Source organism: Vaginella massiliensis (genome assembly GCF_900089075.1).
In the GTDB taxonomy this organism is placed as follows: domain Bacteria; phylum Bacteroidota; class Bacteroidia; order Flavobacteriales; family Weeksellaceae; genus Weeksella; species Weeksella massiliensis_A.
Genome location: NZ_LT593747.1, coordinates 76,858 through 89,066 on the forward strand (window position 1 = coordinate 76,858; position 12,209 = coordinate 89,066).

At 39.0% G+C, this 12,209-nt stretch carries 12 protein-coding genes; 6 read left to right on the forward strand and 6 right to left on the reverse strand.

Going from position 1 to position 12,209, the window contains the following annotated elements; translation table 11 throughout:
* The first annotated feature begins 509 nt into the window (after positions 1 to 509).
* From BN8061_RS07735 to BN8061_RS07745, 3 genes are all read left to right on the forward strand, one after another.
* Positions 510 to 1,010 (forward strand): DUF1648 domain-containing protein, encoded by a 501-nt coding sequence (locus BN8061_RS07735; RefSeq protein WP_068598143.1) that lies wholly within the window; start codon positions 510 to 512, stop codon positions 1,008 to 1,010.
* Positions 1,011 to 1,245: 235 nt separating this feature from the next.
* Positions 1,246 to 1,530, forward strand: coding sequence for a hypothetical protein (locus BN8061_RS07740; RefSeq protein ID WP_154662291.1), 285 nt, complete (start codon positions 1,246 to 1,248; stop codon positions 1,528 to 1,530).
* A gap of 181 nt (positions 1,531 to 1,711) precedes the next feature.
* Entirely contained in the window at positions 1,712 to 2,722 is a 1,011-nt protein-coding gene (locus BN8061_RS07745) for a M28 family peptidase (protein ID WP_068598148.1), read from the forward strand.
* 101 nt (positions 2,723 to 2,823) lie between these two features.
* Here BN8061_RS07745 and BN8061_RS07750 read toward each other — a convergent pair whose 3' ends face one another.
* Positions 2,824 to 5,049 (reverse strand): T9SS type A sorting domain-containing protein, encoded by a 2,226-nt coding sequence (locus BN8061_RS07750; RefSeq protein WP_068598149.1) that lies wholly within the window; start codon positions 5,047 to 5,049, stop codon positions 2,824 to 2,826.
* A gap of 82 nt (positions 5,050 to 5,131) precedes the next feature.
* Between BN8061_RS07750 and BN8061_RS07755 the strand changes: the two genes are divergently transcribed.
* Positions 5,132 to 6,580 carry an aminoacyl-histidine dipeptidase gene (locus tag BN8061_RS07755; protein ID WP_068598151.1) on the forward strand — a complete coding sequence of 483 codons (1,449 nt, stop codon included), beginning with the start codon at positions 5,132 to 5,134 and terminating at the stop codon, positions 6,578 to 6,580.
* 80 nt (positions 6,581 to 6,660) lie between these two features.
* Here the strand turns inward: BN8061_RS07755 and BN8061_RS11900 are convergent, their stop codons facing one another.
* The 5 genes from BN8061_RS11900 to BN8061_RS07775 form a co-directional block, all read right to left on the reverse strand.
* Positions 6,661 to 6,801: a hypothetical protein gene (locus tag BN8061_RS11900; protein ID WP_154662292.1), complete on the reverse strand. Its 141-nt coding sequence runs from the start codon at positions 6,799 to 6,801 to the stop codon at positions 6,661 to 6,663.
* Positions 6,802 to 6,866: 65 nt separating this feature from the next.
* On the reverse strand, positions 6,867 to 7,460 hold the full coding sequence (locus BN8061_RS07760) for an RNA polymerase sigma factor (RefSeq protein ID WP_068598153.1): 594 nt from the start codon (positions 7,458 to 7,460) through the stop codon (positions 6,867 to 6,869).
* Between the two features lie 182 nt (positions 7,461 to 7,642).
* On the reverse strand, positions 7,643 to 8,650 hold the full coding sequence (gene gap, locus BN8061_RS07765; protein ID WP_068598155.1) for a type I glyceraldehyde-3-phosphate dehydrogenase: 1,008 nt from the start codon (positions 8,648 to 8,650) through the stop codon (positions 7,643 to 7,645).
* A gap of 32 nt (positions 8,651 to 8,682) precedes the next feature.
* On the reverse strand, positions 8,683 to 9,666 hold the full coding sequence (gene pfkA / locus BN8061_RS07770) for a 6-phosphofructokinase (RefSeq protein WP_262509380.1): 984 nt from the start codon (positions 9,664 to 9,666) through the stop codon (positions 8,683 to 8,685).
* 37 nt (positions 9,667 to 9,703) lie between these two features.
* Complete coding sequence (locus BN8061_RS07775) at positions 9,704 to 10,342, reverse strand: DUF4294 domain-containing protein (RefSeq protein WP_068598157.1); 639 nt, start codon at positions 10,340 to 10,342, stop codon at positions 9,704 to 9,706.
* A 62-nt stretch (positions 10,343 to 10,404) separates the two neighbouring features.
* Between BN8061_RS07775 and BN8061_RS07780 the strand changes: the two genes are divergently transcribed.
* Both BN8061_RS07780 and BN8061_RS07785 read left to right on the forward strand, forming a co-directional pair.
* Positions 10,405 to 11,496, forward strand: a complete 1,092-nt coding sequence (locus tag BN8061_RS07780; protein ID WP_068598159.1) for a M42 family metallopeptidase — start codon at positions 10,405 to 10,407, stop codon at positions 11,494 to 11,496.
* Between the two features lie 84 nt (positions 11,497 to 11,580).
* Positions 11,581 to 12,204, forward strand: a complete 624-nt coding sequence (locus BN8061_RS07785) for an L-threonylcarbamoyladenylate synthase (protein WP_068598160.1) — start codon at positions 11,581 to 11,583, stop codon at positions 12,202 to 12,204.
* Positions 12,205 to 12,209: the final 5 nt, after the last annotated feature.

The window sequence follows — 12,209 nt, forward strand, 5'->3', positions numbered from 1 at the left end:
CTATTTGTGGCTACAAAAAATTAAAATATGAGACTGAAAAGAAAAATTATTTAGAATTCTTTATTTGGCGTTAATTGAAATTCGCGCCGAATCAAATGGGAGCAAAAAGATATTTGAGATTTCAAATTTGCTTCACAATTTACCTTTAAAACTTTCTAAAGAGCATTGTAATTATGACGATGTATATAATCAGATTTTAGAAGCTTCTAAATCCAATAAAGGATTAAACAAATGGGTCGAATCGAATATTGGAAAAGATTGACACCACTGATAGCACCACTTTCCCTACAACAAGCCAAAGCCCCAACACAAAATTCACACAAATTAATCCATAAAAATCATTCATTTTAGACGAATAATAAGTCAAGCGAGAAATCGCTCTTAGACAAAAGAAAAACTTTCGGTCTGCGCTAATCCTCACTGTATTTTGGAACATTACAAACCGTGTCAAAAAATACTACAGATTGCTTATCTTAGCAACTAAATGCCTCTAAGCATAAATTGACAAGATGAGCAAACGACCGAAAATAAAAATAGAACTCACTACAACCGACAAATTACTTGAAGCTTTGGGCTGGATTGCTGTTCTTGGAATTTGGGTCTTGACCGCAACAAACTACACCAACTTACCCGAAATTATCCCAACCCATTACAATGCAGCCGGGCAGGCAGACGGTTTTGGCGATAAAGCCAATATTTTATCTTTACCGATTGTTGCAACTGTTCTTTTTGTTGGGATGACAATTTTGAACAAGTTTCCTCACGTTTTCAACTATCTGACAGAGATTACCATCGACAATGCACGACAGCAATACACCTATGCGACTAGAATGATGAGGTATCTAAAGCTCATACTTGTAGTAGTTTTCGGGCTGATTGCTTTACAGACAATCAGACAGGCAGACGGTCAAGAAAAGGAACTCGGCGCTTGGTTTTTGCCGTTATTTTTGGGGCTTGTTTTTTTGCCCATCTTCAATTATTTAATTAAATCATCCAAGGCAGAAAAATAATGACCACAGCTTATCCATCTCGAGTTTGCTGGATTTAAAAACAGATTTTTTTGCGATATTTTACGTAAGAATTGTTTAATTTGCGATTTTAACTCAAACCTTATTTTTATAAAAAAATAGCAAGATGAAATTCAGCTATACGCAAAAAAGATTGTACAGAAACCTTTTTTTTGGAATTTTTTGGTTGGTAATCAGCCTGTATTACTTTTTTGGTGAAAATGAAAATCTAAAATTAATGAGTATTCTATTTTCAATTCTTGGCATTGCCTATCTTTTGATTTTTGCTTACGAATACCAACAAAAATATTTTGAGTTTACAGATGATAAAATCAAATTGTACACCATACCAAAGAAGGAAATCAAGATAAATGAGATTACCGAAGCCAAATATTTTGCCGAAGATTATGTTTTCAAAACACCAAATCAATCGCTAACGATTGTAAAATCACAACTAAATAAAAAACAACTTCCAGAGTTTGAAAGCTTTTTCAATGGTTTAAAGGATACTTTAAAAAAATAAGTGAGTGATGATTTTATCATAATATGAAAATCCTTCAAACACATGAATTCAAAAAAAAACACCTTAATCACTTTGGTTAAGGTATTCTTTTTGCTAGGCAACTTGCTACATCGGCTTAGAGAATGATAATTTTCTTTCCTTTGTATAAAATATATCGTTTCATTTTACAAAAACAACATACATGAAAAATTTCTTATTGTCCGTTGCATTTGCTTCCAGTCTAATCTCGTGTAACAGCGTAAAAGATTTGACTCAAGATCGAGTTGTACAAACTTACGTAGATAAAATAAGTCAAACCGAACTTACCAAGCAGCTCTACATCGTGGCTGCAGACGAAATGTTGGGGCGTGATGCAGGAAAAGAAGGAGAGGTTTTGGCCCGAAATTATTTGGTGAATTATTATAAGACGATTGGAATTTCTTCGCCCGATGGCACCGACGAAGGTTATTTTCAGATAATTCCACCCAAAACATTTAGTCGGGTAGAAGGGGAGATGAGAAATGTGATGGCTTTTGTAAAAGGTGCAGAATTGCCAGACGAGGTGTTGGTCGTAAGTTCGCATTACGATCATGTGGGGGTGAGCGATGGAGAAATTTATAACGGAGCCGACGACAATGGTTCTGGTACAGTGGCATTGATGGAAATTGCTCGGGTGGTGAAAGAGGCGCAGAAAAAAGGAAATGCACCCAAAAGGTCAATTTTGTTTTTGCATGTTTCGGGTGAAGAAAGAGGACTTTTAGGGTCTAAATATTATAGCGACAATCCAATCTTTCCTCTCGCCAACACCATTGCCAATGTCAACATCGATATGATAGGGCGTGTAGATGATGAGCATCTTACAGATGAAAATTATGTCTACATTATTGGGTCGAATATGTTGAGCACCGATTTGCACAATACGGTGATGAAGACCAAAGATTTTGTAAAAGATCTGAAACTCGATGAGCAGTTCAATACCAAAGATGATCCCAATCGTTTCTATTATCGATCAGATCATTACAATTTTGCAAAACACGATATTCCGGCGGTTTTTTACTTCAATGGCGTTCACGAGGATTATCACCGTCCTACCGACACCGCAGAGAAAATCAACTATCCGTTGATGACCAAACGCGTAAAATCTATCTTCTCTACCGTTTGGTTGTTGGCAAATGCAGATAAGCGTCCGGCGGTAGATAAACCTACAAAGTAAGGATTGTATTTTTTGGGTTTAATGGATTGTGGTTGAAAAAAAGAAGAGGCTGTCTCGTGACACTTGTTTGCCGAAGTGTAGCAGCGACAGCCTCTTTTAGATTATTTTACCATCACTTTTTTGGTGATCGATTTTCCTTCATTTGTTTTTAGGGTAACGAAATACGTTCCTTTACCGAAAGATTTCATCGAAATATCTACTTTTCCGTTTGCTTTACCAGCTTTTAATTTCTGTCCGGTCATCGAAATTATTTCGTATTCATAAGGACCATATTGCGAATTTAGATCCAATGTAATGATATCTTTGGTCGGATTCGGATAAATAGCTAAATCCCTAGAAAGTTGATCGTTTATACCTAAAGACGACGTGATTTTGAAATTGGTAGAATCTACTGCTCCAAAACTTGCACCTTGTGCCAATACAGTACCTTCTGCAGTTTTTAGTGTATAAGACCCTTGTCCATAAGAACAACAAATTCCATCACCGTATTTATCATAAATCTCGAAACGGTAACAGCCAGAATTTTCTAGCGGGATCTCTACCACATGGGTTGTATTGGCTTGCAAAGTTCCGTTTTGTGCAATCACATTATTGTTGCTGTCGAACAATTTCCATGTGGTTTCAGAAGCAAAGCGGTCTGTTGTCAGGGTTAAGATCACTTTATCTGTATCATGAGCTTCGAGCACTTCATATTCTACAGTTCTCTTGTTGTTGTTCGGATTTTCATCCGCATCATAAATCACTTCGGCCGTAAAATTGCCAACCCCAGTAGCTTGCACAGCAGACGGGATTTCGATATCTACCGATTGGTTCGAAGCCAAACTTCCGTTCCAAGTAAGTGTTGTAGGATTTTCGCTGTTGAAGTAATAGTTAAGTTTAAACGAACTTACAGCATTGCTTCCACTATTTCTCACTTTTACGGTGTTGCTCACTTCTCCATCGCATGATGTATTGGTGTTGATGCTCTGTAGTTGTAAATCATTTGCCAATATTTGGAATTGATAATGATCTACCGTGGTTACACCAGATTGACTAGGGTCTAACCAATCTTTCAGACGAGTGGCAGCAGATCCACCACCTTCCCACGAAACATTGAAACGCCCATAACCGTCCCATTTACCATTACTTTGCGTTCCGTTACAAGCCGCCTGTCCACCATAGAGTTGTCCTACGATCTTACCATTATGATCGAAAAGAGCAGAACCCGAAGAACCACCCTCGGTCATTCCTAAATCCCAATCCGGAATTTCCCAAACCGCAACATTTTGGCGAATAGTTGCCAATGGCGAAGAATAATATTGTGATATCTTCATGATGTCACCATCTGGATGATGCATCCCAGTAACATTTTCTGGTACAGCTCCAGAATTATCCCAACCTGCTAAAACCAGATCCCAATCGAGCGGAATATCATTTTTAAGTTTCAATAATGCGAAATCAGAAGGGGCATTTTTAGCGATGATCGTTGCACCATTCATGGTATAAATTCTTGGTCCGTCACCACTTGGCGCTGTGGTCGCACAATCTGGATTTTCACTTATCCATCTGAATCTGAATGCCCAGTTTGGAGTTTGGCTATTGATACAGTGATTTGCCGTTAAGAAATACGGCGTACCGTCTTGTGCAGTATTGTTGATCAAGGTTCCAGAACACAATTCTGAAGATGATGATAAGATAAGGGCAACAGCGCGTTTCTGCAATTCGAAATTATCACCAGTCGCACAGTTCACGTCTACATTACAGTGCCCAGAAGTGTTGAGTCCTTTGGTCGGATTCATATTTGGGATCGAACGATAACCGTGCACCACTTTCGAAATTACAAAAGTAGATTGCCCAATTTCTGCCTTAGGCTCGTAGAACTCCACAGTGGCTTTAGAACCGTCTATCAGCCAAGTGTTTACTTGTTTGGTTTTACTGTTTTCGTTGGCGGTATAATAACCAATGAATTGATTGTTTTCATTGTGCAAATATAATTTTGCATTTGGTGAAAGCTGATATTGATCTAATAAAAAGTTGAGCGTAATTGCATCTTTAGACTCAATTTGCAGTCGCCAAATACGATCACCGTTTGCCAAGGTTGTCCACGTACCATGCGTTTTTGGTGAATAATTTACATCGAATTCTTTACCAAATCGGAATGGTTTTATAATTCGTTCTTCATTTTCTTTATCTTCTTTTTTGAGTTTTTCAACATCGAAAGAAGGCATTGTGATAGTTTCAACAACTTGATTTACATTGTTTTGCTTACTGTAAATTATTCCTTGATCGGTGACCTGAGCAAAAGCCAGACCAGAGAATAAGAGCAATGAAATAAAAAGTTTTTTCATGTGTAATTGATTTATTAAATGTTAATTTTGCACAAGTTAAGAAAAATATCTTTAGTAATTTTGAAGCGCTAAAATAGAAAAAATGTCTGAAATACTTAATTTACAACCTTCGTTGTTGTGGAAAAATTTTTATAATCTCAATCAAAACCCTAGACCATCCAAAAAAGAAGAAAAAGTAAGAGCTTTTGTAATCGAATTTGCCAAAAATCTTAACCTCGAAGTCAAGACCGATGAGGTGGGAAATGTTTTGGTGTGCAAACCAGCTACCCCCGGCATGGAAAATCGCAAAAAAGTAGTGCTCCAATCGCATTTGGATATGGTTACGCAAAAAAACAACGACCTAGATTTCGACTTCGATACCCAAGCCATCCAAATGTATGTAGACAATGGTTTTGTAAAAGGCAAAGGAACGACTTTGGGCGCAGATAATGGAATTGGTGTTGCCGCGATTATGGCAATTTTAGAGTCAAAAGATATTCCGCATCCTGCAATAGAGGCATTTTTTACCATTGACGAAGAAACAGGCATGACTGGTGCTTTGGGATTGAAACCCAATTTTCTTTCGGGCGATATTTTGTTGAATTTGGATACCGAAGAAGATGACGAACTTGATATTGGATGTGCAGGCGGAGTCGATGTTACCGCTACCAAAACCTATCAAACTGTCTCGCTCGATGGTGTTGCTTATCAGTTGTATGTGAAAGGTTTACAAGGTGGACATTCTGGTATGCAGATTCACGAAGGCTTGGGAAATGCCAACAAAATTTTGGCACGCTTACTCAGCGTTGCTACCGCTTATAAGTTGCAAATTGCCGAGGTAGAAAGTGGCGGTTTACGAAATGCTATCCCGCGCGAAGGTTGGGTAAAATTTGTCATTGAAAAAGAGGCGAAAAACAATTTCGAAAATCAGATTCAGATCATAATTTCCGACATCAAAACAGAGTTCGAGAGCTTAGAACCTAAATTAGAAATATCGCTAGAAGAGATTGCTACTTTAGAAGAAGGGATGAATGTAGACGATTCTAAGATTTTGGTTCAGGTATTGAACAGTGCTTTCAATGGCGTTTTTCGGATGAGTCCAGATGTAGAAGGCTTGGTCGAAACATCGAATAATGTAGCCAAAGTTGAGGTGAAAAATGGAGAAATCAAGATCCTTAATCTCACCAGATCTTCTGTCGAAAGCGGAAAAGAATATTTGTGTGAGGTGCTGAAAGCTAGTTTCGAATTGGGGAATTTCAGCGTTGAATTTTCTGGCTCATATCCGGGTTGGAAGGCAAATCCTCATTCAGAAATCTTAGCGTTGATGAAGCAGATATATACACAAAAATTTCACCATCAACCTCGTGTAGTCGCTTGTCATGCTGGTTTGGAGTGTGGGATTATTGGGCGCAACTATCCTGGATTGGATATGATTTCTTTCGGACCGAATATCTCGGGAGCGCATTCGCCAGATGAAAAAGTTGAAATAAAATCGGTTGAGAAATTTTGGGATTATTTGTTGGAGGTTTTAACGCAAATTCCTGTTAAATAAGTACTTAAATAAGAAATAAATCAAAAAAATCGGTTCCATCTGGAACCGATTTTTTTGATTTGATAACGCTTATTAATCTATTAATTCAAAAACAAAAGGATGTTTTCGGGTAATGATTCATTTTTTATCGCTTTCACCGACTTGGAGAAAGATAATAATGATTGAATGGTAGACTCTTTCGGATTCAAAACTTTAGGAGAAAATGTAGATTTCTTATTCATTCGCGTTAAATTAAAATTATTACACTTAGAACGAATACATCTTGTTGTTATTGTTTCTCCTATTCTTAATCTAATGTTAAAATTAATTGATTTTCATGAATTAACTTTCTCAGGTTGATCAAAGCATACCGCATTCTCCCCAAAGCCGTGTTGATGCTTACATTGGTTTCTTCGGCTATTTCCTTGAAACTGAGATCTCTAAAAATTCTCAGCACCAAAACTTCTCGCTGATCTTCTGGTAAAAACGCTAACAATTCTACAATATCGTGATTGATCTGCTCTTTGATTAACTTGGTTTCAGAACATTCGTCCATTTGTCCAAGGAAATCGAAAATATTGTAGTCCTCAGAATAAGAATTGCTTTCGCTTATTTTGGGCATTTTTTTGGTCGAACGAAAATAATCGATCGTCAGATTGTGTGCAATACGCAAAACCCACGGTAAAAATTTTCCTTCTTCATTGTATCGCCCTCCCTTCAATGTCAAAATCACTTTGACAATCGTGTCTTGGAAAATGTCTTCTGCAAGATCGCGATCCAAAACTTTTGCATAAATACTACTAAAAACTTTCGTTTTGTATTTATTGATAAGGCGTTCCAAAGCCTCTTCGTTGCCCGATACATAGGCACCGATAAGTGTAGAGTCATCTTCGTACATCATGTCTATTTTCTTTGTGCAAACACTAGGTTTTATGTCGATAGAATAGATGTTTTAGTCGATAAGCTTTGGTTTTTGAGTTAAATGTTAAACAAATATAAAAACTTATTTAATAAAATGTGATTATTTAACAAAAATGCAGACGAAATTTCGTCTGCATCTAGAAAGGTTAATTTTTTTGAGGATTAATCCAGCTCTACCATGTGGAGGAGCAGGTCCACAACCTTGCTCGAGTAGCCCATTTCGTTATCGTACCAAGCGACTAATTTTACAAAAGTTGGCGAAAGCATGATGCCAGCTCCTGCATCGAAAATGCAAGGGCGTGTGTCGCCTACAAAGTCTTGTGACACAACGGCATCTTCTGTATAGCCAATAATTCCTTTCATCTTACCCGTTGCAGCTTCTTTCATTACTTTTTTGATCTCTTCGTAAGTTGTTGGTTTTTCCAATTTTACGGTGAGGTCTACTACCGACACGTCTGCTGTTGGCACTCGAAAAGACATACCGGTGAGTTTTCCATTCAATTCGGGGATTACTTTACCCACTGCTTTTGCAGCTCCTGTAGACGATGGAATGATGTTGACCAAGGCGCTTCGTCCGCCTCTCCAATCTTTGTTCGATGGTCCATCTACCGTTTTTTGCGAAGCGGTGGTTGCGTGTACGGTGGTCATCAAACCTTCTTCAATCCCGAAATTTTCATGAATTACTTTTGCCAATGGCGCCAAGCAGTTGGTTGTACAAGAGGCGTTCGATACGATAGTGTCTTCTGGCTTTAGGTCTTCATGATTTACACCCATTACAAACATTGGGCTATCGTCTTTAGAAGGTCCGGTGAGGATGACTTTTTTTGCGCCTGCTTCGAGGTGTTTGCCAGCGGTTTCTTTGGTCATGAAAATACCGGTGGCTTCTACTATATAGTCTGCGCCTACCTCGTTCCATTTAAGATTTGCAGGGTCTTTTTCTGAGGTAATTCTAATTTTCTGACCATTTACTTTTAGAAAAATATCTTCTACTTCAACCTCGCTTTTGAAGGTGCCATGTACCGAATCGTACTTTAGCATATATGCCAAATAGTCTGGGGCAACCAAGTCATTTATCCCGACAACTTCTATATTTTCTTTTTCTGATAAAACACGGAATACCAAACGACCAATGCGTCCGAATCCGTTAATTCCTACTCTGATTTTAGACATTTTTTTATTACTTTTTTGAGCTACACATGGTATTATATTGCTAGAATTTGAGCGGTTTTAATCAAATCTTGATCGATTTCATTATGTTTTTTGATGGCTTCTTCGATTGGGGTATAAACGACTTTGTTTGAGCGCAGACCTGCCATCAGATTGGTTTTGCCCTCCAATAGGGCTTCTACAGCAGCAATGCCCAGTCGACTGGCTAAAACCCGATCTTGACAGCTTGGGCTGCCGCCGCGTTGGATGTGACCAAGAACTGTTACGCGAATATCGTATTGAGGTTTTAGCTCTTTTACTTGTGCTGCAAGTTGGTAAATATTGCCAAGTTTTTCGCCTTCTGCAATCACGACAATACTCGATTTTTTACCTGTTTTATCTGATTGTTCCAAGGAGGCAATCAATTCTTCGATGCTGTCTTTTTTTTCTGGAATGAGGATTTCTTGAGCTCCAGAGGCAATTCCGCTATGGAGGGCAATAAATCCAGCGTCGCGTCCCATAACCTCTACAAAAAAGAGGCGATCGTGCGAGGTCGCTGTGTCGCGTAGTTTGTCTATTGCTTCTACCACGGTATTGAGGGCTGTGTCGTATCCAATCGTAAAGTCTGTGCCAAATATATCATTGTCAATCGTGCCTGGCACTCCTATAAAAGGTATACCGAATTCTTCGGCAAAAATTTTTGCTCCCGTGAACGATCCGTCGCCTCCGATCACGATCAAGGCGTCGATCTGGTTTTGTTGGATGTTCTGATAGGCTTTTTTTCGACCTACTGCTGTGCGGAATTCTTCCGATCGGGCAGTTTTCAAAATCGTTCCGCCCTGATTGATGATATGGCGTACAGACCGAGCTCCGAGAACGATTACATCATTCTGAATCAATCCTTCATAGCCTTGCCGAATTCCGATCGATTCCACATTGTAATATTTACAGGCTCTTACAACGGCTCGTATGGCTGCGTTCATGCCTGGTGAATCTCCGCCAGAGGTAAGTAAACCTATTCTTTTTATTGTATGTTCCACATTACTCAATTACAACCGAGTAAATTTAATCATATTTTTAATTTTCATCATCCTCATATACCGGAATTAACATTCCCGAAGCAAAATCTCGTTGCAGAATCGCTTCTATGAAGTAGTCTTCTCGCGTTTTTTTCGGATTGTAGGTTTGTTTTAGACTCACATTGTACGCTCCGCCAGCGGTATTCCAAATAAAAGCATTTACGCCACCTCTCAGATTTTTGATGATGTCGAAGGCGGTTTGGTCTGTTTCGCGATAGATGAGTTTGGTTAAAATTTGCCCACGAGAGGTGGTTAAATTTTTGAGTTTATGCTCGAATTTGTCTGCCAAGGCTTTTTGTTGTTTTTTGATGAATTGTCGTTTGTCTCGACCTCTGTCAAGTTTCGTAATCGAATCTGTTACATAATCGTATTCTCTCACCGCAACACGCACATAGGGCCATACGTCTCGAACTCTTTGCCGGAGCCAGAAATAATATTTCTTTTCTAAATCCGTCTTCAAGTTGAGTGAATAAATTTCAGAAGGTTTGAGGTTGATGGTATCATTGAAATCAAAATCGTGAATGCTTTCAGAATTGGCAATGCTATCTTGCTTTATCCCTAAATCAATCCCAAAAATTTGGGCACGACTCCAAGCAAAACCAATTAGAAAAAAAATGATAATGTAAATCCTCTTCATAACGGCATTCTTCATACAAAGATTGTTCCTATTTTATTACATTTGTATTAAAATTTTAAACAATGGAAATTAATCGTCTGTTCGATGAAAAATCAATGATTTTTTTAGAAAAATATTTAAATACGGCTTCGCCAACAGGATTCGAAAAAGCGGGTCAAAAAGTTTGGATAGACTACATTCGACCTTTCGTAGACGAGGTGAAAACAGATAATTACGGAACAGCCTATGGCGTTATCAACCCCGAAGCAACCTACAAAGTGGTGATCGAAGCTCATGCTGATGAAATATCGTGGTTTGTAAATTACATTTCAGACGACGGACTGTTATACGTGGTGCGAAACGGTGGTTCTGATCATATGATTGCGCCATCGAAAGTGGTGAATATTCATACCAAAAATGGTTTTGTGAAAGGCGTGTTCGGATGGCCAGCAATTCACTTACGTGAAGCTGGAAAAGAAGATGCACCAAAGCAAGATAAACTCTGGATCGATTGCGGTTGCGTTTCTAAACAAGAAGTTTTGGATTTGGGGATTCATGTAGGAAGTGTGATTACCTATCCAGATGAATTTTTTACCCTCAACGACCGTTATTTTGTTTGCCGAGCGATCGATAACCGAATGGGAGGATTCATGATTGCCGAAGTTGCACGCAAATTGTTTGAGAACAACGATAAACTGGATTTCGGGCTGTACATCACCAACGCCGTGCAAGAAGAAGTAGGACTGAGAGGAGCCGAAATGATTACCCAAACCATAAAACCAGACGTGGCAATCATTACCGATGTTACCCACGATACCACCACGCCCATGATTACCAAATCCAAAGAAGGCGAACAAAAATGCGGCGATGGTCCAGTAATTACCTACGCACCCGCAGTACAAAACAATCTACGCGATTTGATTATCGATACGGCAACGCAACACAATATTCCATTTCAACGGGCAGCGAGCTCTCGAGTGACGGGGACTGACACCGACGCCTTTGCCTACAGCAATGGTGGTGTACCATCGGCATTGATTTCTTTGCCATTGCGCTATATGCACACCACAGTAGAAATGGTGCATCAGGCCGATGTGAAAAACATCATCGATTTGATGTATGAAACAGTAAAAACACTAAAATCGGGGCAGAGTTTCAAGTATTTTGATTTTTAAAAAAAATCAATTTTAAATCGAATAATTTCTTTTTTGGAAACATTATTGATACTAAATTAAACAAAAATATAATCCCACACCATCATGGCACGAATCATTCGCATACATCCAGACAATCCGCAAGAGAAAGCAATCGATCAGGTTGTTGAGGTCTTGAAAAATGGCGGGTTAGTGATCTATCCTTCTGACACCGTTTACGGTTTGGGTTGCGATATCACCAACTATAAGGCAATGGAAAATCTTGCACGAATAAAAGGAGTGAAGCTCGACAAAGCTCAATTCTCGATTGTATGCAATGATTTGAGTCATCTCTCGAATTTTACTCGTCCCATCGACAATGCTACCTTCAAGATTTTGAAACGTGCCTTACCCGGACCTTTTACTTTCGTATTGCCCGCTTCAGGAAATTTACCTTTGGCGTACAAAGGCAAAAAAACGGTTGGAATTCGGGTGCCCGACCATCTGGTTCCGCGCATGATTGTAGAGAAATTGGGCAATCCGATCGCGTCGACTTCAATCTACGACGAAGACGAAATCATCGAATACACCACCGACCCAGAACTGATTGCCGAAAAATGGAATCATCTGGTAGAGGTAGTGGTCGACAGTGGATATGGAAACAATGTGGCGTCTACGGTTGTTGATCTGAGCGATGGCGAAATAACAGTTCTGCGTGAAGGAAAAGGTGAAATTGACGAATTTTTATAATTTTT

What these genes read in the sequence shown, in the direction of transcription:
- BN8061_RS07735 (WP_068598143.1), top strand. Translation starts at nt 510, where the DNA reads ATGAGCAAACGACCGAAAATAAAAATAGAACTCACTACAACCGACAAA.
- BN8061_RS07740 (WP_154662291.1), top strand. Translation starts at nt 1,246, where the DNA reads ATGAGTATTCTATTTTCAATTCTTGGCATTGCCTATCTTTTGATTTTT.
- BN8061_RS07745 (WP_068598148.1), top strand. Translation starts at nt 1,712, where the DNA reads ATGAAAAATTTCTTATTGTCCGTTGCATTTGCTTCCAGTCTAATCTCG.
- BN8061_RS07750 (WP_068598149.1), bottom strand. Translation starts at nt 5,049, where the DNA reads ATGAAAAAACTTTTTATTTCATTGCTCTTATTCTCTGGTCTGGCTTTT.
- BN8061_RS07755 (WP_068598151.1), top strand. Translation starts at nt 5,132, where the DNA reads ATGTCTGAAATACTTAATTTACAACCTTCGTTGTTGTGGAAAAATTTT.
- BN8061_RS11900 (WP_154662292.1), bottom strand. Translation starts at nt 6,801, where the DNA reads ATGAATAAGAAATCTACATTTTCTCCTAAAGTTTTGAATCCGAAAGAG.
- BN8061_RS07760 (WP_068598153.1), bottom strand. Translation starts at nt 7,460, where the DNA reads ATGATGTACGAAGATGACTCTACACTTATCGGTGCCTATGTATCGGGC.
- gap (WP_068598155.1), bottom strand. Translation starts at nt 8,650, where the DNA reads ATGTCTAAAATCAGAGTAGGAATTAACGGATTCGGACGCATTGGTCGT.
- BN8061_RS07775 (WP_068598157.1), bottom strand. Translation starts at nt 10,342, where the DNA reads ATGAAGAGGATTTACATTATCATTTTTTTTCTAATTGGTTTTGCTTGG.
- BN8061_RS07780 (WP_068598159.1), top strand. Translation starts at nt 10,405, where the DNA reads ATGGAAATTAATCGTCTGTTCGATGAAAAATCAATGATTTTTTTAGAA.
- BN8061_RS07785 (WP_068598160.1), top strand. Translation starts at nt 11,581, where the DNA reads ATGGCACGAATCATTCGCATACATCCAGACAATCCGCAAGAGAAAGCA.